The following is a 23,230-nucleotide window of genomic DNA, read 5'->3' on the forward strand; positions in this document are numbered from 1 at the left end:
TTTTAGTTATTTTTTTCAAAAAAATAGTTTTTGTTCCGCTTTTCCAATATAAAAAGACTTTCTTTTTTATAAAGTTCGTGTTTTAGTCAAAATTACTATTTTTTTCACAAACAAATCCGCTATATTGTCCAAAAATAAAAACAATTTACAGGAAAAACATCTTATTTTAACGGAATTTACTGTTTTTTATTTAACGGATATATTATGATAGGAAAAGAAGAGCAGCGTGATGGGGGAAGGCTCTTTTTGTTGTTTGTTACTTTGACAATTGTTTGTTGCAAATGGGTTGAAACACAAGGAGGAAATTTGTGAAAAAGTTGAGCTTTAAAAAAGTGAAGTGGGGCATGCATTTTTTAATGGCTGTTGCGTTGATAGCGCCAAGCGTTACTAGTACGGCATATGCAGTAGAAACAACGAGTCAACAAAGTTCAGAAGCAGTAACAAGTACCACCGATTCAAGTAGAAAACAAGAACCAATCATCACACAGGAAACAACAGACATCAAGCAAGAAGCACCAAATCAGGCTACGAGTGACAGTGTCAAGCAGTCACAAGAAACCACAGCACCAACAGAGACGACGAATTTAGAAACGTCAACCGCTGAAAAAGAAGAAACGAGCACGCCGCAAAAAATAACAATTTTAGGTACGTCAGATGTTCATGGTCAATTATGGAATTGGTCTTATGAAGATGATAAAGAACTACCAGTTGGTTTGTCCCAAGTAAGTACAGTCGTCAACCAAGTCCGGGCACAAAACCCAGCAGGCACCGTTTTAATTGATAATGGCGACAATATTCAAGGCACTATTTTAACAGATGACTTGTATAATAAAGCGCCTTTAGTGAATGAAAAGACCCATCCAATGATTACCGCCATGAATGTGATGAAGTATGATGCAATGGTTTTGGGAAATCATGAGTTTAATTTTGGTTTACCGTTAATCCAAAAAATTCAAAAAGAAGCCACTTTTCCAATCTTGTCTGCGAATACCTACAATAAGGATGGTAGTCGTTTTGTTGAAGGGACTACCACGAAGGAACTTGATCTTAATCAAGATGGGCAGCCAGATTTAAAAGTTGGGATTATCGGCTTAACAATCCCGCACATTCCTTTGTGGGATGGCCCTCGTGTTACTTCGCTTAATTTTTTACCTTTGAAAGAAGAAGCAGAAAAAGCAGTTACTGAGTTGAAAACTAACGATCAGGCTGACATTATTGTTGCTTCGATTCATGCGGGACAACAAAATAGTGATCCGGCTGCCAGTGCCGACCAAGTAATTGAAAATGTCGCGGGGATTGATGCGTATATTCTAGGTCATGACCACCTTTCTTTTACCAAGCAAGGAGCAGCGCCGAATGGAAAAACTGTACCGGTAGGGGGACCGAAAGATACGGGGACAGAAGTTGTTAAGATTGATCTTTCAGTTGCTAAAAATGCCGATAAGTGGGAAGTGCAAGAAGGTACAGCAACGATTGTACCAACAACGAATGTTCCAGCAGATGAAGCAGTTAAGGCAGCGACAAAAGAATACCATGAAAAAACGCGAGCGTTTATTCAGGAGGAGATCGGCACAGCAACAGCTGATTTTTTACCAAAACAAGAAATTAAAGGAATTCCCGAAGCACAATTACAACCAACAGCGATGATTTCTTTAATTAATAACGTTCAAAAAGAAGTAACAGGCGCACAATTAAGTGCGGCAGCGCTGTTTAAATACGACAGTAAATTAGCTGCGGGGAAGATTTCCTATGCTACGATTTTTGATATCTACAAATACCCAAATACCTTAGTGAGTGTTCCCATTAACGGTGAAAACTTACTGAAGTATTTAGAAAAACAAGGGGCGTACTATAACCAAACGCAGCCAGATGATTTGACCGTTAGTTTTAATCCAAACATTCGTGTATATAACTATGACATGATTTCTGGAGTGGACTACAAGATTGACATTTCAAAACCAGTGGGTGAACGAATTGTAGATGCGAAAATTGACGGCCAACCGCTGGATCCTGCCAAAGAATATACGATTGCTATGAATAATTATCGTTACGGCGGTTTAGCTAGCCAAGGGATTCAAGTAGGAGAACCTATTAAAAATTCTGATCCAGAAACCTTACGAGGAATGATTGTTGATTATATTAAGAAAAAAGGAACGCTTGATCCAGAACAAGAAATCGAACGAAATTGGTCAATTATTGGGACAAATTTTGATGAAAAATGGCGTGCCAAAGCAATCGAATTAGTGAATGACGGCACTCTTCAAATTCCGACTTCTCCTGATGGACGTACACCAAACGCCGCCGCTATTACGAAACAAGATGTCCGTAATGCGGGTTTTGATTTAGATAATGCATATACCATTATGCACACAAATGACGTTCATGGACGATTAGAAGCAGGGAAAGGCGAATTGGGTATGGCGCGTCTAAAAACCTTTAAAGACCAAGAAAACCCAACCTTGATGGTGGATGCAGGGGATGTTTTCCAAGGATTACCAATCTCCAATTTCTCCAAAGGCGCGGATATGGCCAAAGCAATGAATGAAGTTGGTTATGATGCCATGGCGGTGGGAAATCACGAGTTTGATTTTGGTTTAGAGATTGCACTAGGTTATAAAGACCAACTGAATTTTCCGATTTTATCTAGTAATACGTATTACAAAGATGGCAGTGGACGGGTTTTTGATCCGTATACAATCGTAGAAAAAGCCGGGAAAAAGTTTGCCATTGTAGGTGTGACGACCCCAGAAACAGCAACGAAAACACACCCGAAAAACGTGGAGAAGGTGACATTTAAAGACCCGATTCCAGAAGTAGAAGCAGTGATTAATGAAATTAAAGAGAAGTACGCGGATATTCAAGCTTTCGTAGTTACTGGGCATTTAGGCGTAGATGAAACGACGCCGCATATCTGGCGTGGTGATACGCTAGCAGAAACCCTTAGTCAAACATATCCTGAGTTAGATATTAATGTGATTGATGGACATTCGCATACAGCCGTCGAAAGCGGCAAACGTTATGGCAAAGTGATCTATGCTCAAACAGGTAATTATTTAAATAATGTTGGGATCGTCACAGCACCAGAGAGTGAACCAACTAAGAAAACAGCAAAATTGATTTCAGCAGCAGAGTTGTTAGAATTGCCAGAAAACCCGGCAGTTAAAGCCATCGTTGATGAAGCACGTACGAATTTTAACGCTGAAAATGAAAAAGTAATTGTCGATTATATTCCATTCACATTGGATGGACAACGAGAAAATGTGCGCACACGAGAGACCAACTTAGGGAATTTGATTGGTGATGCGATTATGTCATATGGGCAAGACGCGTTTAGTCAACCTGCTGATTTTGCAGTAACCAATGGTGGCGGCATTCGCGCTGATATTAAACAAGGGCCAATTAAAGTTGGGGATGTCATTGCTGTGTTACCTTTTGGCAATAGCATTGCGCAAATTCAAGTAACCGGCGCTCAAGTTAAAGAAATGTTTGAAATGTCTGTTCGTTCGATTCCACAAAAAGATGAGAATGGCACAATTTTACTAGATGATGCTGGCCAACCAAAACTTGGCGCAAATGGTGGTTTCCTACATGTTTCAAGCTCCATTCGTATCCACTATGATTCCACAAAACCAGGTACTCGCTTGGCTAGTGACGAAGGCAATGAAACAGGACAAACGATTGTCGGTAGTCGCGTATTAGGAATAGAAATTAAAAATCGGCAAACACAAAAGTTTGAACCATTGGATGAGAAGAAACAATACCGGATGGCTACCAATGATTTCTTAGCTGCTGGTGGTGATGGTTACGATATGCTAGGTGGTGAACGAGAAGAAGGGATTTCACTAGATTCTGTCTTAATTGAATACTTGAAAAGTGCAACCAGCTTGCGGTTGTATCGTGCAGCAACGACGATTGATTTAGCACAATATAAAGAACCATTCCCAGGCGAACGAATTGTTTCTATTTCGGAAGAAGCTTACAAAGAGTTAATCGGTGGAGGAGAGACGCCAAAACCAGATCCAAAACCAGATCCAAAACCAGATCCAAAACCAGATCCAAAACCAGATCCAAAACCAGATCCAGACCCGAAACCAGACCCGAAACCAGACCCAACATCAGATCCAAAATCAGACCCGAAACCAACACCAGAAACACCAGTAGCAACCAATAAACAAAACCAAGCGGGAGCAAGACAGAGCAATCCATCCGTAACAGAGAAGAAAAAGTATGGCGGCTTTTTACCTAAAACGGGTACAGAAACAGAAACGCTTGCATTATATGGTTTACTGTTCGTTGGACTTTCTTCTTCTGGCTGGTATATTTATAAACGACGTAACAAAGCTAGTTAGTCATTTTTTAAGAACCGTCCTTCGGGATTGGTTCTTTTTTTATTTTAATGCTTGCCATTTGTTTTTAATTTTAGTATTATAAGAATATTCTAAAAATTAAAAAATGAAGAGTTTTTTCTGTGAAGGGAGAAAGGCATGAAAAGTAAACGTATAAAAGGACTTATCGGGTTAAGTTTAACAACGCTATTAGTTTTAGCTGCTTGTGGTGGTGATGGGGGAGCTGGCGCCGAAAAAGCAAAAGGCGGATCAGAGAAAACTGCCGCTAAACAAGAATTTAAAGTAGTAGTTCAACAAGAAATGCCTTCTGCAGATTTATCTTTAGGAACAGATACAATTAGTTTTACGGCACTGAATAATGCGTATGAAGGAATTTATCGTTTAGATGATAAAAGCAAGCCGCAACCAGCAGGGGCTAAAGAAAAAGTGCAAGTCAGTGATGATGGTCTGACGTACACAGTGAAACTAAGAGAAGAAGCAAAATGGTCCAATGGTGATCCTGTCACAGCTGCCGATTATGTTTTTAGTTGGCAACGTACAGCAGATCCTCAGACTGGCGCTGAGTATGCTTATTTTCTAGAAATGATTGAAAACGGTGCAGACATTGTAGCTGGTAAGAAACCAGTCTCTGAATTAGGCATTAAAGCAAACGGAGATTACGAGCTAGAAATTAAACTGGCAAAACCAACACCATATTTTGATTATTTACTGGCCTTTCCACTATTTTTCCCGCAACATCAAGCAACCGTAGAGAAATATGGCAAAGATTACGCTGCTTCCAGTGAAAAAGCAGTCTATAATGGTCCGTTTGTCTTAGCTAACTTTGAAGGGGCTGGCTCAGATACCAATTGGACTTTGGAAAAAAATGAAAACTATTGGGATAAAGACAATGTCAAATTAGATAAAATCAATTTTGATGTTGTCAAGGAGGCGCCAACCGCCTTGAACTTATTCCAAGATGGCCAGGCAGACGATGTTATTTTAAGCGGCGAATTGGCCCAGCAAATGGCGAAGGATCCAGAATTGGTTATCGAAAAAGAAGCACGAACCAGCTATTTGGAATTTAATCAGCGAGATAAAAATTCACCGTATAATAATGTGAATTTACGCAAAGCAATTTCAGCAGCGATTGATCGCAACGCATTAGTAGATAAAATTTTAGGCGACGGCTCAGTAGTCGCTACCGGCTTAATTCCAGAAGGGATGTCGTATTCGCCGACAGATGACACAGATTTTGCTGATGAAAATAAAAAAATTGTTGAATATAGCCCAGAAAAAGCAAAAGAATATTGGGCAAAAGCGAAGAAAGAATTGGGCATAACAACACTCAAAATGGATATTGTTGCCGATGATGTCGATTCTACGAAAAAGTTAGCGGAATATATTCAAGGTACGTTAAAGGATACTTTAGAGGGCATTGATGTAACAGTGAGCCCAGTGCCGTTTTCAGTTCGAATTGATCGAGGTAGTCGCGGCGATTTTGAGACAATCTTAGGTGGTTGGGCTGCGGATTACGCAGATCCAAGTAGTTTCTTAGACCTTTTTGTTACTGGTAATAACTATAATCGCGGGCGTTTTTCAAGTAAAGCCTACGATGAGTTGATCGAGGCTTCAGCTACAAGAGATGCTTCAGATCCTGAAAAACGTTGGGAAGACATGGTTAAGGCTGAGAAGTTATTGATTGGTGAAGAGACCGCTTTAGCACCACTTTATCAAAAGGCGACTGCCCATCTACGCAGTAAAGAAGTGAAAGGCGTCGTTGCCCATGGTGCTGGCGCACAATATGATTATAAGTGGACATATATAACAGAAGAGTAGTTAAAAAGAGACACAGAATAGTCAAATCGACTGTTCTGTGTCTCTTTTAATCAAAATATTTCTGCTGTTCTTCTTTTAATTTTTCTGGGGTCACATCTTCACCAGTAGGATCATAAATAGTGACGCCCATTAATGTTTTATTGAATTGTTCACGAATGGTCCGCAAATATTCTTGTCGCAAATCGACACGAAGAGCTTGTTCTTCAGATGTTAAGCCTTGTTCACGCTCTTTTTGTGCAAGCGTATTAATTCTTTTTAAAACCTCTAACATTTCTCATTTCCTTTCTATAATAATTCTTTTGCTAGGCGTTCAAATGATTGAAAGCGCGTTTGTTTGTCATAACCTGGGGTGATTAGCATTGCTTCTGTCAACCCTAGTTCTTCTTGTTGGTGGAAAAACTCCGCAACTTCTTGGCTACTGCCAATGACAAAGCGTTGTTTATTTTGTTCTAAAACCAGTTTGTCCATTTCACTGTAAGGGAAAGCTAGGGCTTCTTCTGACGATAAAAATTTATTTGGAAGCCCATGTTCGGTGGCAAAGATATAATGCTCGAAACTAGCCGCATGGTATTCTGCTTCTTCTTTCGTGTCGGCGGCAAAAGTGAAATACGCAGCGCTCACTTGCGGCTCTTGTTGTTCAGTTACTGGTCGGAAATGCTTGTAATATGCTGACAATACTTCTTTGGGCAAATGTCCATGAATAAACTGCGCAAAGGAAAAATTAATGCCATATTCACCAGCTGAACGTGCGCTTTCTTTGCTAGCACCTAGTAACCAGGGTTGTGGTAATAGAACTTCCCGCGGAACAGCTGAAATTTTAGAATATAAATGATCTTCAGGAAATTCCTCTCTTAAAAAGAGTAAAATTTCAGGTAATTTATCAAATTGGTCTAGCTGTGGTGGCTGACCATTATTTAACGCTAACGTAGTCAAAGGGCTGCCGCCAGGCGAGCGGCCCATGCCTAAATCGATTCGATCAGGATATAAAGCTGCTAATGTTTTAAACGTTTCTGCGACTTTAAATGGCGCATAATGCATGGTCATGATGCCACCCGCGCCAACACGAATTTTTTCGGTGGCACTAGCAATATGTGCAACTAAAATTTCTGGCGTTGCACTGGCAAAGGCGTCTGAACCGTGATGTTCGGCATACCAAATTCTTGTGTAACCAAGTTTTTCCGCTAATTGAGCGAGCTCTTTGGCTTCTTGTAATGTGTCGCTTGCTGATTGATTTTTAGGAACCGTTAATTGATCTAAGATACTTAATTTCATGTATGTAGTCTCCTTTTTGGTTATTTTTTTGAAGCTACCGCTATTATTACGCAAGCATGTCAAAAAAAACAGTACGCACTTTTTAATTCCCTAGTGAGCGAAAAGTAACAAATAGATGTAGCCAAGGTCGATGATAAAAAATTCTCCGCTATGGCTTTTTGATGCTTTGTGTTAAAATGGAACATATGTACGCAATCAGCAATTGGAAAGGTGACAACATGTACGAATATATTATTGGAAAAGTAACGTTTGTTAGCCCATACTATATTGTCGTTGAAACAAATGGCATTGGCTATCAGATTTCAGTCGATAACCCGTATCGCTATTCAGGAAAAATGGATACGGACATTAAACTATATCTTCACCAAGTCGTGCGGGAAGATGCACAACTTTTATTTGGTTTTGGCAGTTTAGAAGAAAAACAATTGTTCTTAAAATTAATCAGTGTCTCTGGAATTGGCCCTAAAAGTGGTTTAGCTATCATGGCTTCTGTGGCTGATCATGGTGGTTTAATCAATGCAATTGAAGGGGAAGATGTTACATATTTAACGAAGTTCCCAGGTGTTGGCAAGAAAACAGCCCAACAAATGATTTTAGATTTAAAAGGAAAACTAGGCGAATTAGAGTCTTCCGAAGCAGCGGTGGCTGCCATGACCGCAACCGAAGCGGTGACAACAAGCAATCAAGCATTGGCAGAAGCGTTAGAAGCATTAAGTGCCCTAGGCTACAGTGACCGAGAGATTAAGCGTATCACTAAGCAATTGGAAGCGTTAGGTGAGACAACGACAGATGTTTATTTGAGCAATGCGTTAAAATTCATGATGAAACGCTAAGGAGGAATAACGATGACAGAAGAAGAACGGTTGCTTTCAGCTGCAAGTCAAGAAGCAGAAGCTTCAATTGAAAAATCGTTACGTCCACAATTTTTAGCACAATATATTGGTCAAGACAAAGTAAAACAAGAACTAACGATTTATATTGAAGCGGCGAAAAATCGGAATGAAGCGTTGGATCATACCCTTCTTTATGGTCCGCCAGGTTTAGGGAAAACGACAATGGCGATGGTCATCGCCAATGAAATGAATGTGAACATTCGTACCACAAGTGGACCAGCCATCGAACGGGCGGGAGATTTAGTCGCTATTTTGAACGAATTAGAGCCTGGTGATGTGTTATTTATCGATGAAATTCATCGTTTGCCGCGAGTTGTGGAAGAAATGCTGTATTCCGCAATGGAAGATTTTTACATTGATATCATGGTCGGTCAAGGAACCACGGCACATCCCGTTCATTTTCCATTACCGCCTTTTACTTTAGTGGGCGCTACCACACGGGCAGGGATGCTTTCAGCGCCATTACGAGATCGTTTTGGGATTATTTCTCACATGGAGTATTATCAAGAGCAGGATTTAAAAGAAATCGTTCTTCGTTCCGCGGATATTTTTCAAACGGAGATTTTTGAGGAAGGTGCCTTTGAAATTGCGCGCCGCTCAAGAGGAACCCCCCGAATTGCTAACCGTTTGTTAAAACGTGTCCGTGATTTTGCCCAAGTCCAATCAGATGGCAAAATCGACCGAGCGATTGCAGACAAAGCGTTAACCTTACTGCAAGTGGACCATCAAGGCTTGGATTATGTCGATCAAAAATTGTTGAAAACAATGATTGATTTATACGGTGGCGGTCCGGTTGGTTTAAGTACCTTGTCTGTAAACATCGGTGAAGAAACCGAAACGGTGGAAGATATGTATGAACCCTATCTTATTCAAAAAGGTTTCATTAAACGAACACCGCGAGGACGAATTGCAACGCCATTTGCGTATGCACATTTTGGGTATGATTATTTAGAGGGTCGTAAAAATTAAAAATAAGTCAAAAGAAAGCAAGCCTTAACCGCTTGCTTTCTTTTGTTTCACGTGAAACGTTTGTTCTTATTTAGAAGAGTGGCATATTTCAGCTGTTGTAGTTATACTGTGTTTGTAATCGCTTTTAAATTGGAGGGATCAATGTTGAATAAAGAAATCAAAGGGGCATTAATTGTTTCTTGCCAAGCGTTGGCAGACGAACCGTTGCATAGTTCTTTTATCATGTCCAAGATGGCTTTGGCCGCTAAACAAGGAGGGGCTAAAGGTATTCGAGCAAATTCTGTGGTAGACATTCGAGCAATCCGGAAAGAGGTTGATTTACCAATCATTGGGATTATTAAACGAGATTATCCTGATGCAGAAGTATATATTACTGCAACTATGCGTGAGGTAGATGAATTAATGGCTGTTCAGCCAGAAATTATCGCTCTCGATGCAACCCATTCGAAACGACCAAATGGCGAAACGTTAGCCACATTTTTCAAAAGAATAAAAGAAAAGTATCCTAACCAAGAATGGATGGCGGATTGTTCCACACTGGAAGAGATGATTGAAGCGGCGGAGTTAGGTTTTGATTATATTGGCACAACGTTAGTCGGCTATACGCCGCAAAGTGAAAATCAGCGGATTGAACAAAATGATTTTGAACTGTTAAGAGAAGCAAAGAAGCATTTTACTACACCAATCATTGCAGAAGGAATGATTGATACGCCAGCAAAAGTCCAACGTGTCCTGGAGCTAGGTGCTTATAGCGTGGTGGTGGGATCTGTTATTACACGACCGCAAAAAATTACTGAAAAATTTGTGGAAGCTACGAAAATAAAACAGAATCAAGCATAAACTAAATACACTATCGATACACTCGTTATTTTTTGATCAATACACTTCGATACGGTCGCTTTTTTTCTAGAGAAAGTTGAATCTTTCAATAATAAAAAGGGATACACTCCGTTTGGCATAGTCCTTGCTGATAATAAATCAGTGTATAAAGCGCTATCATTTTTATAGGAGGGGTTTTATGAAGGGTTTATCAAAAAAGAAACGGGTGTCTACTTGGTTAGCGTTAGGAATCACCGTAGTCAGCTGTTTTGCGTTAAGCGGGGAAGTGCAAGCAAGTGTTGAAAGAACAAAAGTTGATGAATTTGCAAATGTTTTAGATGTGAGTGCATCACCAACCGAACGGACGAATGGCGTATACGATACCAATTATTTTAATAATTTTTCTGATTTAGGTGCATGGCATGGCTACTATTTACCTGAAAAAAGCAATAAAGAGCTACTGGGTGGTTTTGCGGGGCCATTGATTATTGCGGAAGAATATCCAGTAAACTTGGCGGCAAGTTTAAACAAATTAACGGTCAAAAATAAAAAAACGGGAGAAACCTATGATTTAAGCCAAAGCAACCGCATGGACCTGTCTTATTATCCTGGGCGCCTAGAGCAAACCTATGAATTAGACGATCTAATGATTCATTTAGCTTTAATTTTTGTCAGCAATCGAACGGCGCTTATCCAAACGACACTTGAAAACACTGGTGAAGAGCCCTTGTCACTTGAAGCAAGCTGGACAGGTGCGGTCTTTGACAAAATTCAAGAGGGAACGGAAACCTTAGATATTGGCACTCGTTTAACTGCTAAAGACAATGACATTCAAGTGAATTTTGGTGAAGTCAGAGAAACGTGGAATTATTTTGCTACGAAAGACACAAAATATACGATTCATCATGCGGATAAAGTTTCAACAAAAATTGATAATCGGAATTATACAGCAACCGCTGAACCAATTGAATTGAAGCCTAAACAAACGTACAACACCTATACGACAGAAAGCTATACTTTTACAAAAGAAGAAGAGGCAAAGGAACAACAACAAGCACCCGAATACACCAAAAATGCGGCGCGCTATTTCAAAGAGAACAAGCAAAGATGGCAAGGATATCTAGATAAAACGTTTGATCAAAAGAAAACAGCAGAATTTCCTGAATATCAAAATGCGCTAGTCAAATCGATTGAAACGATTAATACCAATTGGCGAAGTGCGGCAGGTGCCTTTAAGCATGACGGGATTGTTCCGTCCATGTCTTATAAATGGTTTATTGGTATGTGGGCTTGGGATTCGTGGAAAGCGGATGTAGCAACGGCTGATTTTAATCCCGAGTTAGCTAAAAATAATATGCGGGCCTTGTTTGATTATCAAATTCAAAAAGATGATACCGTACGTCCACAAGATGCAGGAGCGATCATTGATGCTGTCTTTTACAATCAAGACAGTGCGCGTGGTGGTGAAGGTGGCAACTGGAATGAACGAAATTCTAAACCACCATTGGCTGCATGGGCAGTTTGGCATATTTATCAAGAAACAAAAGATAAGGAATTTTTAAAAGAAATGTATCCCAAACTTGTGGCTTATCATAATTGGTGGTATACCAACAGAGACCACAATAAAAATGGGATAGCAGAATATGGAAGCATGGTCAGTGATGCTCACTGGCAAAAAGACGACAAGGATCAAATCATTAAAGATAAAAATGGCCAACCTAAAGTGGACGATGATGCTGTTATTGAAGCAGCCGCATGGGAAAGTGGCATGGATAACGCTACACGGTTTGACAAAGAAGGTGTGGGCAAAGGCGACGTTGGAGTTAAAGTTTTTGAAAACAAAAATAAAGGAAAAGTAGTGGGGTATTCGATTAATCAAGAATCAGTGGATTTGAATGCGTATCTCTACGCTGAAAAGGGCTATTTAGCTTCGATAGCAGAAGAACTAGGCAAAAAAGAGGACTATAAGAACTATCAAAAAGAAGCGAAGAAACTAAAAAAATATATTCAAGAAAATATGTTTGATGAAAAAACGGGCTTCTTCTATGACTTACAAATAAATGAAGACGGCTCGAAAACAAAATTGTTAGTCAATCGTGGCAAAGGAACAGAAGGCTGGTTGCCGCTTTGGGCAAAAGTAGCGACCAAAGAACAGGCGGCGGCAGTTAAGAAAAACATGATGAATCAAGAAATGTTTAATACCTTTATGCCATTCCCAACGGCATCCAAAGACAATGAAAAATTTGCTGCAACGAAATATTGGCGGGGACCAGTTTGGCTTGATCAAGCCTTGTTTGGTGTAGAAGCTCTTCAAAACTATGACTATACAAAAGAAGCGAAAGAAATGACACAAAAACTCTTCTTACATGCCGAAGGATTGATGGGAGAAGGACCTATTCATGAAAATTATGATCCACTGACAGGGAAGGGCCTAAGTACGAAAAACTTTAGTTGGTCAGCGGCAGCGTACTATTTACTGTATAAAAATACCTTATTAAGTAATAACCCCACAACGCAAACCGCTTTTGAGATAAAATAGAAAAACAGCTCTTGAGAAAATATCTCTCAAGAGCTGTTTTTTTCTTCACTTGCTACAATCTATTTCCCTCTGATTTAATTAAATGTAATTTATTTGTTTAAATAAATATATTTCAAATAATTAAATAAAATATCTAAAAATAAACTGTATGTACTTTTATTAAAAATGTTATTTAATAAAAATGAAATAGATATTAAATGGAATTGATTGTACAATGGTTAATGAAGAGTGGGTTTAACGGAACCGAGTAATAAGAAATAAACTAATATTGAAACCAAACATTGCGACACCTCCTACTCTAAGTTATATTGAATTTCATTATAAGACAGATATCTTAGTTTCTTCAAGAACGAATTAGAAAAGTTTTTTTAAATTTGTTGACGCCTAACAATTATAACGCGCAAAAAAATAATTTAAACAAATATATTATTTGATTGTTTGGTAATATTAAAGTTTTTAAAAATAATTTTTTATAAAATGTTATATTTTAGTTAATAAAAAAATAATACTTAATATTAACTTATTAATAGAAAGGAGCATATTATGGATGTGTTAGAGGCATTAAAGTATTTTAGAAAAAAGAAAAAAATTGCTCAGAAAGATGTTTTACCAAAAAAAGGGAAACAAACCTATCGAAGAATCGAAATTGGTGAAGCCAAGCTAAGTTACGAGGATTTAATGACAGCATTACAGTCACTGGGGATTACCTTTAATGAATTTTTTCATATGGTCTCTGAAACAAGAAGTACGGCTTCATCTAAAATTATGCATCAAATTGAATGTTGTCAAATGGGAGTGAACAATACAAGTGAAAAAAAGAACCTGATTCATTACTTTTATCAATTAGAGCGCAATCCCCACAAAAACGCAGTGGAGATGTCTATTTATACAGATATTAAGCTAACTTTCAGTAATGATTGGGAGGAAATTCCAGAATTTGACGAACCTGATCGAATGGCAATTCTCGCACTTATCTCTAGCAAAAGCTACTATACATATTACGATTATCAAATGGTGACTAATACAGGAGCGTTATTTTCTGAAAACGAAGTCCTTCAGATTCTTGAGCAGATGTTTCCTGTCAAAGATGCTGAATTACGTGATACCCAAACATTAAATGTCGCCTATGGTTTTTATCTAAATATCATTACAGCGCAACTTTATAAGAAAAATTATGCGAAAGCCCGGGAGTATTTAGCGCTAATGAGTGTTACCACGATTCCTGCTGAAATTTACTATATTCATTTTAACTTACGTTACTTAAAAAACCTTACGTATTATCTGTACACTGGCAAAATGAGATACTATAAAGAAGTGATCTCCGTTATTGATATGATTGAAAGTTTTGGCGATGTACGTTTGGCGGAAGGCATGAAAAAAGAAATGCTTCAGCTGACGGCTGGGCGGACATTTAATTTAGATTATGGACAATTTCCTGTGAATATTGTCACTGAAAAATAAAAAACACCCCCGCAAGGTCAAACTTGCGGGGGGTGCTGATGTTAAACAATAATGTTATCTCTAATCATATCTAAATCTTTAATCAAAATTTTGCGGTTACGTAGTTCAATTGCCCCTAACTCTTTTAGTTGCTGCATCATCCGGTTAACGCTACTAGCAGAAGTTATCCCGCAAAAATGCGCAATTTCTTCATTGGTCACCACGAAATCAATTAAAATACCTTCCTCTGTTTCTACGCCAAATGAATCGTACATTTCATAGATTTGTGTACAAACGGCCCCAAATTTGCCATTCATCAACATTTGCTGCATCTTTTTCATGGAATGCATTAAACGGTCCCGATAGTATTCTTTGACATACATTTGCAAGTCTTTACTATTATTGATATCCCGCCAAAATTGAACACGGTCGATTTGGTAAAGTTCTGCTTGTGGAGATTCGATGCGAATATTAAAAGGTGCATCAATAAATTCTGAATATTCATCACGTAGCAATGAAACAATTTCCAAATTGTTGATATAACGTAAATTAAATTCACGACCGTCTTTGGAAATAACGCTAGTTTTGATGATGCCACTTTTTAAAATATAGGCATAACGATCTTGCAGTCCTTCATAAGTTAAATAATTTTTCTTCTTTTTTACAACGACTCGAAAGGAATGTTCATCTAAGTAGTCTTGTAAAACATTTCTCATTGGCGGTAACTCCTCAATTATCTCTAAATATTTTTGTTTTTGCCTGTTGGGCTTCTTTCTTATTTAAGCGAATTGGACATCATATGTCAATAACAAATGTTGATAAAAAAGGTCAATTAAACGCTATTTTGAAAAATAAAATCAGCTTTTAGATAATTTTGCCAAAAATTTCGCTTAATGAGTATTAAAAATATTTTTTTTATTTTATGTGCTCAAATATTTTTCAAAAAGAAAAAATTGTATTAAGGTAATAGTAGAAAGGGAGGAGATTTAATGACAGAACCAAACTTAAAAGACCCAAGAAAGTTATTTTATAGTGATGGATTTCCGCAACAAGATCAAGAAACTCCCGTATTACAGGACAAAATGGTCCCTAAACCAGATTGTGGGGAAGACAGCTATGTCGGAAATCACAAATTAGAAAATCGTCGGGTATTAATTACAGGCGGTGATTCTGGGATTGGACGAGCTGCGGCGATTGCTTTTGCTCGTGAAGGCGCAGATATCGCCTTACATTTTTTCCCAGGTGAAGAAAAAGACGCCGAAGAAGTGGCGCACTATATACGAGAAGCTGGCCGAAAAGTCGTTCTTTTGCCAGCAGATTTAAGAGATAAACAGGCACCTGAAGAATTGGTTGCACAAGCTCATGAAGCATTAGGCGGCTTGGATACCCTCGTTTTAAATGCAGCCCAACAAATTTCCTGTGCCGCTATTGAAGAATTACCAATGGAACAAGTGATAGACACTTTCCATGTCAATATTATTGCGATGTTTGGCATTGTCAAAGCAGCAGTGCCTCACTTGCCTGCCGGAAGTAGTATTGTGACAACGACTTCCGTCCAAGCCTTTAATCCCAGTGAGCATTTGTTGGATTATGCAGCAACGAAGGCATCAATTGCCAACTTTACCGTTGGTTTAGCAAAACAACTGGCACCAAAAGGCATTCGGGTAAATGGCGTGGCTCCAGGACCAATCTGGACACCGTTACAGTTAGATCATGGACAACCAATTGAAGAGTTGCCAGAATTTGGGCAACATTCTTTACTGGAACGTGCGGGTCAGCCTGCTGAATTAGCCCCTGTTTATGTTTTCTTGGCGTCCAATGATGCAAGTTATGTTACGGCTCAAGTTTATGGCGTAACTGGTGGAGAAGCAATTAATCTTTAGGAGGGATGTTCCGTGAATAAAGTTGTTAAAATACTTTTGCTTCTAGGTTCACTGATTTTAATGGCATTATTTGGCGCGGTGGCCATCACCACTTGGTCAGCCGATACAGCTTGGCAACCACCAGATAATGTCCAATGGTTCTTGCAAGACAACGAGTACGCACGTCAAGCAATCTTTTGGGTAGCGCTGGTTTTACTAGGAATTATGCTCTTTCTCTTTTTATTCATTCTTTTATTCCCAAGAAGAAAAGGCACGTTTGAATTAAAAGAAGAGCAAGGAAAGTTAGTGTTACACCGTAAAGCCATCGAAGGATTTGTACGCTCTAGCTTGCAAGACAGTGACTTTCTGGAAGCACCAACCATTCGTGTAAAGGCGACAAAACGGCGCATTAAGGTCAATGTTAAAGGCACACTGAAACGAACGGCAGATTTAATTGGACAAACAGAAGCTTGGTCAAAAACAATGGAAGAACGGCTTGCTCGTTTGGTGGGAACTGGTCACAAGATTACGATTGATGTTCATTTTGAAGATATTCAATCAATGAAACGACCACAACAACAGCAAACACAAGCACGTGTGGAGTAGGAGGGATGTACAATGGTTGAATGGATAAAACAATATGCCGTTCCGTTAATTGGTGGCCTAGTCGGCTTGGTTTTTGCAATCTTGTTTCTGTCAATCGGCTTCTTTAAAACATTGTTAGTAGTACTCCTGACAGGACTAGGTATTTGGCTAGGTTTGTATTTGGAACAGACAGGCATTGTCAAAAATTATTTTCATCATAAATAGGAGGTTTTGGCTATGGAAAATGCAAATGTATCGATTGTTAAAGGTGAGTTGACGTTTGAGGATAAAGTAATCCAAAAAATTATTGGCATTGCTTTGGAAGAAGTCGACGGTTTGTTAACTGTGGACGGTGGTTTTTTCTCGAATTTACGAGATAAAATGATTAACAGTGAAGATGTTACAACAGGCATTCACACCGAGGTCGGCAAAAAACAAGTCGCAGTGGATATGGACATTGTAGCCGAATACGGGAAAGATATCGAGACCATTTATGATCAAATGAAAGAGGTTATTACTCGCGAAGTCCAACAAATGACTCACTTGGAAGTAATCGAAGTCAATGTCAACGTAGTAGATATCAAAACACAAGCAGAGTACCAAGAAGAAAGTGAAACGGTCCAAGATAAACTTGGCAACGCCGCTGAAGCGACAGGTAGTTTTATGTCAAAACAAACCAACAAAGCCAAACATGCGGTAACTAAAGGCAAGACAAAAGTCAAAGAAAACACGGCACCTCGTGTTCAATAATTGGTTATTATTTTATTAAAAATAAAGCAATAATAGAAGAAACTAGGAGGAATGAACCATGAGTAACGAAAAATTCAATAATGTACCAAAACCAGCAGGAAACGGACCACACACACCAGAAGATCATGCAATCAAAGGTGAATTAACATTTGAAGATAAAGTCGTTCAAAAAATTATCGGTTTAGCCTTAGAAAATGTCGATGGTCTATTAACAGTCGATGGCGGCTTTTTCTCAAATATTGCTGAAAAATTAGTAAACACAGATAACGTCACAGCTGGTATTGATACCGAAGTTGGTAAAAAACAAGTCGCTGTTGATATGGATATCGTAGTAGAATACGGCAAAGATATTCAAGACATTTACGAAAAAATGAAAGAATTAATCAGCCGTGAAGTGAAAAAAATGACCCACTTAGATGTGATTGAAGTGAATGTTAACGTAGTTGATATCAAATCAAAAGAAGAATACGAAGAAGATAGCGAAACGGTTCAAGATAAAGTCACAGGCGCTGCCAAAAGTACCGGTGAATTTGCTTCTGAACAAACAGAAAAAGCAAAAAAAGCTGTGAATAAAGGAACAGAACAAGTCAAAGAAAACATGGAACCACGTGTAGAATAAACGGTTAAAAGGAGGAAACAATCATGGGCTTTATTTGGGCATTAATTGTCGGTGGTGTCATTGGGGCAATCGCTGGAGCAATTACTAAAAAAGGATCATCGATGGGCATTATTGCCAATATCATTGCAGGGTTAGTTGGTTCAACAATTGGTCAAGCCATTTTAGGCACATGGGGACCAAGCTTAGCTGGGATGGCTATTGTGCCATCGATTATCGGGGCAGTGATTTTAGTTGCCATCGTTTCATGGATTTTAGGACGAAAATAGAGAAAGTTTAAAAAAATAGGGCATAAGTCGTTTCGGCTTATGCCCTATTTTTCTTTTTCTATGTATGAGGAAGTTTCGTATGAAAAGTAAATTTTGAGCAATTAGCCAAGAGCTTATTTTAATTAAAATCATTAGTCATTTTGGCTTTTCAACAAAAATCAACAACATTTGTTGAAGTTATTTGTAGATAACGTTTATCATTCACAAATTTACATTTTTTTGTAACGGATATCTCGTATAGTAATAACTGCAAATGAATTTCAGAAAATTTTTTGATAAGTCATCAAAGTGAGGGGATAGCGGTCTTTTATTGAAAAATAGCAACACAAAATAAACAGAACAAAAGAGAGAGGAATTCAAAGAATTATGACAGAACAAACACCAACAAAGCTTTTGAATAAAGGCTTTATCAGTATTACAGTGATTAATTTCATTGTCTATCTTGTTTATTATTTATTAATGGTTATTATTGCGGTGATTGCGCAAGATAGCTTACACGCTACTTTAGGTCAAGCGGGTTTGGCCTCAGGAATTTACATCATCGGGACATTGCTTGCACGACTTTTCATGGGGAAACTCCTTGAACTGATTGGGCGCAAACAAGTCTTACGTTATGGGGCTTTGTTTTATCTTTTAACGACTGTTGCGTATATGTATATGCCAAGTATGGGCATTCTTTATCTGGTCCGTTTTTTAAATGGGTTTGGTTACGGAACCGTTTCGACAGCGACCAACGCGATTGTCACCGCCTATATCCCTAAAAACAAAAAAGGGGAAGGGATCAATTATTATGGGTTGAGTACTAGTTTAGCAGCCGGCATTGGGCCATTTATTGGGATGTTATTGTTAAATGTTTCCAACTTCCATGTCATTATTAACTTTTCAATTATTTTAATTTTGTTAACAACCATTGCTTGCTTCATTTTCCCAGTGAAAAATATTGAGTTAACACCTGAACATCGTGAAGCTTTATCTAAATGGAATTTTGATAGTTTTGTTGAAAAGAAAGTTTTATTTATTACATTTATCGCCTTTTTAATGGGGCTTGCTTATTCAAGTGTCTTATCTTTCTTATCTTCTTATGTCAAAGTAATCGATTTAGTTGACGTCAGCACCTTCTTCTTTATCGTCTATGCGGTCGTGATTACCTTAACACGTCCATCGACAGGTCGGATTTTCGATGTCAAAGGTGAACGCTACGTCATGTATCCGAGCTACATTTTCTTAACACTAGGCTTATTCTTATTAAGTATGACTACGTCTGGTTGGATGTTATTAGTTTCAGGTGGGTTAATTGGCTTAGGTTATGGTACTTTCATGTCAAATGGCCAAGCGGTTTGTCTTCAAGAAAGCCCAAGTCCTCACCGTATCGGGATTGCTTTATCGACTTATTTCATCGGTTTAGACCTTGGATTAGGGGTTGGTCCGTACGTTTTAGGTGAATTACGTAACTTTATGTCATTCCAACAAATGTACTTCTTAGCAGGCTGTATCCCAATCGTTTGTACTATTTTATATATGGTCTTCCACAAAGCTAAAAATGATGCCAAAGATTTGTCTCTTGAAACGATTGAAGAGATTGAACACGGCTCAGAACTATAAATGGACAAGGAGTGATTTCAATGCCTAACGATGAACGGATTTTAAACGTTTTACAACAAACACTAACGGAAATTCAACGCATGAACACGCGTTTAGCTAAAATTGAAACAGAGTTAGCCGATGTCGATCAACATCACGCGACTTTGGATCATTACTTGCAAGAGCTAGAATTGGTGACAGAAAATAACAACGTCATGTAAAATGAGTAGTTAGTAAATGAATGTTCTACGTTTCGGTATCACTAGAGTGGAACATTGAAAATTTTCGTAAAAAACGTCAAAAGGTAGCAGTTTTTCTGCTACCTTTTGGCGTTTTTTGTAATTTTTATCACTTAAAATGTTTCACGTGAAAACTTTTAAAAGTGGCGTGGACTTTGTTTGGTGACAATTTGTGTATTTAAATTTTCTAAGCTTTGCGCTAGTTCACCAATGCTAGCGGAAAAATCAACATAATAAGTGGGAACCGTTGATTTGACACTAACTTCTGAAAAGATATCTGTAATAATTACATCGAAAGGCTTTTCTGGTGAAGTGACAAAAATTAATTTTTTATCCACGGCTTTACTTAGCTTTTCATAAAGGGTATCTAAAATTAAATTACTTTGATTGGTCCTTACTAAGACACGAATCGGTGGTAAAGATTTCGTTTTCAATGTACAAAAAAGAATAAACAAGCAGTCAACTAACAATTTTTCATTGCCAATCAATGTCGGAAGCATTTCAATTGTAAGGCGCTTCACATCTTTGTAGAGACTTGGATTTTTTTGAAGTGCTTCTTTTAAAAAGCTTTCTTGCACAAATGGATTGGCAATCGTGACAAAGGTCTTAAAAAAGACACTTAAATTTTGGATAGAAGTATATAGATAAAGATACTCGTGAAATGTCAATTTAATTTGATAAAAAGACGTTAGTTGATAAATGATCTCTTTAATGGGTGAGCCTAATAGCTGGACCATATGCATCCGTGCTGCAGGAATTTCCAAGACATCTTGTGTGGCGTAGCTGACACTAATCGTCAATAAGAAAAAGGCAAAAAGGCCTTCTTTTTGTATAAATTTTGTTGGAACTTGGTGTAAGGCTTCTTCTTTAAAAAACAATTCAAATTCACTCAGATTAACAAAGGGATTAACAATCGCTTCTTCCTCCACGAAAGTTTCTTTGATAAAAAAGCCCTCTTTCCAACGCGCTAAAATCACCGCAGAAAAAATCAAGTCTTTTGTAAAATCTTGTGTTGTATTGAAAGAAACAGAGTGTTTTAAACGTCGAAAGAGACTGTGGACTTCTTTTTTAGTAATCGTGTGTAACGGCCAATCCCCTTCAGAGTAATTGTTCCAAAAAAGCATCATAAAGAAAATCCGAATATCTTTTTCTTTGCCCACCAACACATTGGTACGTTTTAAATTGATTTCAATCTGATATTTTTGGAGCCATTGGTTTAATTGTCCAATTTTTCGTGTAAAGGTTGATGAAGAAATCTCTAGGACTTTTTCAAAATGTTTGCTATCAATTGCATTATGGTTAAAGGCATAGGTCAGTACTTGATACGCGAAACTTTTTTTTACAAAGTAGGGCATCAAAAACGACAGTTGGAAATAGGGTGCAAACCAAAATGTGATTTCTTTGGCATTTGCTGATAAAGAAAATAAGTTCTCCCAGCCGTTTTTTTCAATTTCTGTTTGGAGCAAAGCTACAGATTGTAGAATGGTATTTTGTTGCATTTTTAATTGAGTCGCTAAAGTAGAAATCGCCAATGTTTGTTCTTCTGCTTCACGACGTTCGAGTAACTCTTCTAAAAGAGCAAAACTTTTACGATAAGGTACATCAAGTAACCCTGTTAACATCCGATTCCCTCCAAACTGTTTTCCCCACGCAATTTGGCAAAATAAATTTTGCGAACTACTTGTTTTAGGTTATAGTATTCATCTAAATAAGGAACGGGATGCCAATAAAAAGTTTTACTGGCGTGAAAAAGCGGATTATTTTTGTCAGTAATGACTAAGTCAGGCACTTCTTGAATATGATTAACAAATTTCAAAGGAACATCGCAATAATTATTGATTTCCTTCGCTAACCAATTTTCTTGTATCTGATTAATAGATGAATGAAGTAAAATTTTAACAGGAATTTGTTTATTTAATAAAACACTCCGAATAATTAAAAAAATGGTTTCTTTAAATAACGCATCTAGTGGATGTTGTTTGTCAAAAGGCAAACGCTTTAAGAAATAGTTGGTTGTTCGTGAAACATTTGGGTATTGTTTTTCATACAAAGAGACATTAGCAACCTCATAGCTCAATTCCTCTTCCACAGGGAAATGAATCAGTCGTTCACTGGCATTGGATAAATTAACCAACAAAAAGACCACTTCTATTGCGCTTAAATCCAACTGTAATTGCGTACATTTTTCAAAAATCCAAGTAGCGTGTGGACTGTTATCCATTCCCATGATCGCTAAGTTGGCAAAGTTGATGGTTTCCATTTGGACCAGAGAGTACATCGTTAATGTGCTGAAGAAATCATAATAAAAATGAATCTCAGCTTGCCAAGTGTCAGGCTCTTTTTGTTCATCAATAAAACAATCATTCACTAATAGTTGGAATTCTGAATAAGGAAAGGCCAAATTAATAGCAGCAACTTCTGGATAATTGGTGATTGTAAAACCGGATTGATAACGGAGTAAACCTATGGACATAATTAATTTTAATTTGCGTAAATCAGTATATGTAAAGTAAGGGTAACGGTTTTTGATGATTTCAATGAAGTTCTGCAATTGTGCTTGATTAGTCTTAGATAGAAATGGTACTAGAGAAGTTCCTGAAATGAAGAATAAGGAATAAAAGAAACTGCGAAAATCTTTCTCGTTACCACAAATTTTTTCTCGTCTTTTTAAGTTTAAATAACAATTAAATCTAGCTAGATGATTATTTAAACGGTCACTGACTTGTTTAAAAATAGAAAAGTTAATAAAGTGCTCTTCACAAAAATCTTTGGCTGAAGTGTAGCGTTTTAAAAGTAAATCTAAGGCTAACATATAGGTTAATGACCCGCGAACTACGGCTTCTTTCATTAACTCAATCGGGATATTTTCATCGGCGACTAATTCTATGGACTGTTGATTATTAATAATGCGAATATGTACATTTTCATGTGTATTGACTCGAGAAATTAATAAAGTCAATTGATTCAATAAATTGTTGATATTGTAATGGGAAAATTCATATTTTCGCCGAAGTACTTGCATGGGGACTTTTTCTTTACTGTCATACAAGTATTCAATTAGGGAAAGCAACTGAATTTCCTGTTTGGTTAATAAGTTATACATAATAACCACCTTTCTAATTGGTTACGATTGTTTGATTTTTCAGATAATACAGATAGGGCATTCTTTTCTAAATGACATTTGACAATTGCCAGTGAAAGAACTAGTTGTTCTTATGCTACTGTATCTATT

The 23,230-nt window shown here is 37.8% G+C and carries 20 protein-coding genes; 15 read left to right on the forward strand and 5 right to left on the reverse strand.

The window, feature by feature from the left end:
• Window positions 1-308: 308 nt before the first annotated feature.
• Both IGK27_RS00265 and IGK27_RS00270 read left to right on the forward strand, forming a co-directional pair.
• A complete protein-coding gene (locus IGK27_RS00265; RefSeq protein WP_142667979.1) occupies window positions 309-4,349 on the forward strand; it encodes a 5'-nucleotidase C-terminal domain-containing protein in 4,041 nt (1,346 codons plus the stop codon).
• A gap of 135 nt (window positions 4,350-4,484) precedes the next feature.
• The gene (locus IGK27_RS00270; protein ID WP_010830575.1) at window positions 4,485-6,164 is read left to right on the forward strand and encodes a peptide ABC transporter substrate-binding protein; all 1,680 of its coding nucleotides are present in this window, start codon (window positions 4,485-4,487) and stop codon (window positions 6,162-6,164) included.
• A 46-nt stretch (window positions 6,165-6,210) separates the two neighbouring features.
• Here IGK27_RS00270 and IGK27_RS00275 read toward each other — a convergent pair whose 3' ends face one another.
• Both IGK27_RS00275 and IGK27_RS00280 read right to left on the reverse strand, forming a co-directional pair.
• Entirely contained in the window at window positions 6,211-6,435 is a 225-nt protein-coding gene (locus IGK27_RS00275) for a DUF896 domain-containing protein (RefSeq protein WP_002356070.1), read from the reverse strand.
• A 14-nt stretch (window positions 6,436-6,449) separates the two neighbouring features.
• A complete protein-coding gene (locus IGK27_RS00280) occupies window positions 6,450-7,436 on the reverse strand; it encodes an LLM class flavin-dependent oxidoreductase (RefSeq protein WP_010820585.1) in 987 nt (328 codons plus the stop codon).
• A gap of 218 nt (window positions 7,437-7,654) precedes the next feature.
• Between IGK27_RS00280 and ruvA the strand changes: the two genes are divergently transcribed.
• The 5 genes from ruvA (at window position 7,655) to IGK27_RS00305 (ending at window position 14,117) form a co-directional block, all read left to right on the forward strand.
• Window positions 7,655-8,269 carry a Holliday junction branch migration protein RuvA gene (gene ruvA / locus IGK27_RS00285; protein WP_002359241.1) on the forward strand — a complete coding sequence of 205 codons (615 nt, stop codon included), beginning with the start codon at window positions 7,655-7,657 and terminating at the stop codon, window positions 8,267-8,269.
• 12 nt (window positions 8,270-8,281) lie between these two features.
• Window positions 8,282-9,298, forward strand: a complete 1,017-nt coding sequence (ruvB, locus tag IGK27_RS00290) for a Holliday junction branch migration DNA helicase RuvB (RefSeq protein WP_002381340.1) — start codon at window positions 8,282-8,284, stop codon at window positions 9,296-9,298.
• Window positions 9,299-9,439: 141 nt separating this feature from the next.
• The gene (locus IGK27_RS00295) at window positions 9,440-10,138 is read left to right on the forward strand and encodes an N-acetylmannosamine-6-phosphate 2-epimerase (protein WP_002370615.1); all 699 of its coding nucleotides are present in this window, start codon (window positions 9,440-9,442) and stop codon (window positions 10,136-10,138) included.
• Between the two features lie 178 nt (window positions 10,139-10,316).
• Entirely contained in the window at window positions 10,317-12,656 is a 2,340-nt protein-coding gene (gene ygjK / locus IGK27_RS00300; RefSeq protein WP_010830576.1) for an alpha-glucosidase, read from the forward strand.
• Window positions 12,657-13,199: 543 nt separating this feature from the next.
• On the forward strand, window positions 13,200-14,117 hold the full coding sequence (locus tag IGK27_RS00305; RefSeq protein WP_010830577.1) for a helix-turn-helix domain-containing protein: 918 nt from the start codon (window positions 13,200-13,202) through the stop codon (window positions 14,115-14,117).
• A gap of 41 nt (window positions 14,118-14,158) precedes the next feature.
• On the opposite strand, the gene IGK27_RS00310 is transcribed toward IGK27_RS00305, so the two are convergent.
• A complete protein-coding gene (locus IGK27_RS00310; RefSeq protein ID WP_002356081.1) occupies window positions 14,159-14,812 on the reverse strand; it encodes a Crp/Fnr family transcriptional regulator in 654 nt (217 codons plus the stop codon).
• 273 nt (window positions 14,813-15,085) lie between these two features.
• On the opposite strand from IGK27_RS00310, the gene IGK27_RS00315 reads away from it, so the two are divergent.
• From IGK27_RS00315 to IGK27_RS00350, 8 genes are all read left to right on the forward strand, one after another.
• Window positions 15,086-15,979, forward strand: coding sequence for an SDR family oxidoreductase (locus IGK27_RS00315; protein WP_010830578.1), 894 nt, complete (start codon window positions 15,086-15,088; stop codon window positions 15,977-15,979).
• Between the two features lie 12 nt (window positions 15,980-15,991).
• Window positions 15,992-16,564, forward strand: a complete 573-nt coding sequence (gene amaP / locus IGK27_RS00320) for an alkaline shock response membrane anchor protein AmaP (protein WP_002381343.1) — start codon at window positions 15,992-15,994, stop codon at window positions 16,562-16,564.
• 12 nt (window positions 16,565-16,576) lie between these two features.
• A complete protein-coding gene (locus IGK27_RS00325; RefSeq protein ID WP_002356087.1) occupies window positions 16,577-16,768 on the forward strand; it encodes a DUF2273 domain-containing protein in 192 nt (63 codons plus the stop codon).
• A gap of 12 nt (window positions 16,769-16,780) precedes the next feature.
• Complete coding sequence (locus IGK27_RS00330) at window positions 16,781-17,293, forward strand: Asp23/Gls24 family envelope stress response protein (RefSeq protein ID WP_002383483.1); 513 nt, start codon at window positions 16,781-16,783, stop codon at window positions 17,291-17,293.
• 58 nt (window positions 17,294-17,351) lie between these two features.
• A complete protein-coding gene (locus tag IGK27_RS00335) occupies window positions 17,352-17,912 on the forward strand; it encodes an Asp23/Gls24 family envelope stress response protein (RefSeq protein WP_002356090.1) in 561 nt (186 codons plus the stop codon).
• Between the two features lie 23 nt (window positions 17,913-17,935).
• Window positions 17,936-18,178 carry a GlsB/YeaQ/YmgE family stress response membrane protein gene (locus IGK27_RS00340; RefSeq protein ID WP_002356092.1) on the forward strand — a complete coding sequence of 81 codons (243 nt, stop codon included), beginning with the start codon at window positions 17,936-17,938 and terminating at the stop codon, window positions 18,176-18,178.
• Window positions 18,179-18,544: 366 nt separating this feature from the next.
• On the forward strand, window positions 18,545-19,780 hold the full coding sequence (locus IGK27_RS00345) for an MFS transporter (RefSeq protein WP_002356101.1): 1,236 nt from the start codon (window positions 18,545-18,547) through the stop codon (window positions 19,778-19,780).
• A gap of 20 nt (window positions 19,781-19,800) precedes the next feature.
• Entirely contained in the window at window positions 19,801-19,980 is a 180-nt protein-coding gene (locus IGK27_RS00350) for a hypothetical protein (RefSeq protein WP_002381345.1), read from the forward strand.
• A 155-nt stretch (window positions 19,981-20,135) separates the two neighbouring features.
• Here the strand turns inward: IGK27_RS00350 and IGK27_RS00355 are convergent, their stop codons facing one another.
• Complete coding sequence (locus IGK27_RS00355) at window positions 20,136-21,620, reverse strand: helix-turn-helix domain-containing protein (protein ID WP_010830579.1); 1,485 nt, start codon at window positions 21,618-21,620, stop codon at window positions 20,136-20,138.
• Entirely contained in the window at window positions 21,614-23,101 is a 1,488-nt protein-coding gene (locus IGK27_RS00360) for a helix-turn-helix domain-containing protein (protein ID WP_002381348.1), read from the reverse strand. The genes IGK27_RS00355 and IGK27_RS00360 overlap by 7 nt, the downstream gene beginning before the upstream one ends.
• Window positions 23,102-23,230 lie beyond the last annotated feature (129 nt).

This window comes from Enterococcus sp. DIV0236, from assembly GCF_050558525.1.
Lineage (GTDB): Bacteria > Bacillota > Bacilli > Lactobacillales > Enterococcaceae > Enterococcus > Enterococcus faecalis.

Coding starts and splice junctions, on each gene's coding strand:
- IGK27_RS00270 (WP_010830575.1), top strand. CDS start 4,485: ATGAAAAGTAAACGTATAAAAGGACTTATCGGGTTAAGTTTAACAACG.
- IGK27_RS00275 (WP_002356070.1), bottom strand. CDS start 6,435: ATGTTAGAGGTTTTAAAAAGAATTAATACGCTTGCACAAAAAGAGCGT.
- IGK27_RS00280 (WP_010820585.1), bottom strand. CDS start 7,436: ATGAAATTAAGTATCTTAGATCAATTAACGGTTCCTAAAAATCAATCA.
- ruvA (WP_002359241.1), top strand. CDS start 7,655: ATGTACGAATATATTATTGGAAAAGTAACGTTTGTTAGCCCATACTAT.
- ruvB (WP_002381340.1), top strand. CDS start 8,282: ATGACAGAAGAAGAACGGTTGCTTTCAGCTGCAAGTCAAGAAGCAGAA.
- IGK27_RS00295 (WP_002370615.1), top strand. CDS start 9,440: ATGTTGAATAAAGAAATCAAAGGGGCATTAATTGTTTCTTGCCAAGCG.
- ygjK (WP_010830576.1), top strand. CDS start 10,317: ATGAAGGGTTTATCAAAAAAGAAACGGGTGTCTACTTGGTTAGCGTTA.
- IGK27_RS00305 (WP_010830577.1), top strand. CDS start 13,200: ATGGATGTGTTAGAGGCATTAAAGTATTTTAGAAAAAAGAAAAAAATT.
- IGK27_RS00310 (WP_002356081.1), bottom strand. CDS start 14,812: ATGAGAAATGTTTTACAAGACTACTTAGATGAACATTCCTTTCGAGTC.
- IGK27_RS00315 (WP_010830578.1), top strand. CDS start 15,086: ATGACAGAACCAAACTTAAAAGACCCAAGAAAGTTATTTTATAGTGAT.
- IGK27_RS00325 (WP_002356087.1), top strand. CDS start 16,577: ATGGTTGAATGGATAAAACAATATGCCGTTCCGTTAATTGGTGGCCTA.
- IGK27_RS00330 (WP_002383483.1), top strand. CDS start 16,781: ATGGAAAATGCAAATGTATCGATTGTTAAAGGTGAGTTGACGTTTGAG.
- IGK27_RS00335 (WP_002356090.1), top strand. CDS start 17,352: ATGAGTAACGAAAAATTCAATAATGTACCAAAACCAGCAGGAAACGGA.
- IGK27_RS00340 (WP_002356092.1), top strand. CDS start 17,936: ATGGGCTTTATTTGGGCATTAATTGTCGGTGGTGTCATTGGGGCAATC.
- IGK27_RS00345 (WP_002356101.1), top strand. CDS start 18,545: ATGACAGAACAAACACCAACAAAGCTTTTGAATAAAGGCTTTATCAGT.
- IGK27_RS00350 (WP_002381345.1), top strand. CDS start 19,801: ATGCCTAACGATGAACGGATTTTAAACGTTTTACAACAAACACTAACG.
- IGK27_RS00355 (WP_010830579.1), bottom strand. CDS start 21,620: ATGTTAACAGGGTTACTTGATGTACCTTATCGTAAAAGTTTTGCTCTT.
- IGK27_RS00360 (WP_002381348.1), bottom strand. CDS start 23,101: ATGTATAACTTATTAACCAAACAGGAAATTCAGTTGCTTTCCCTAATT.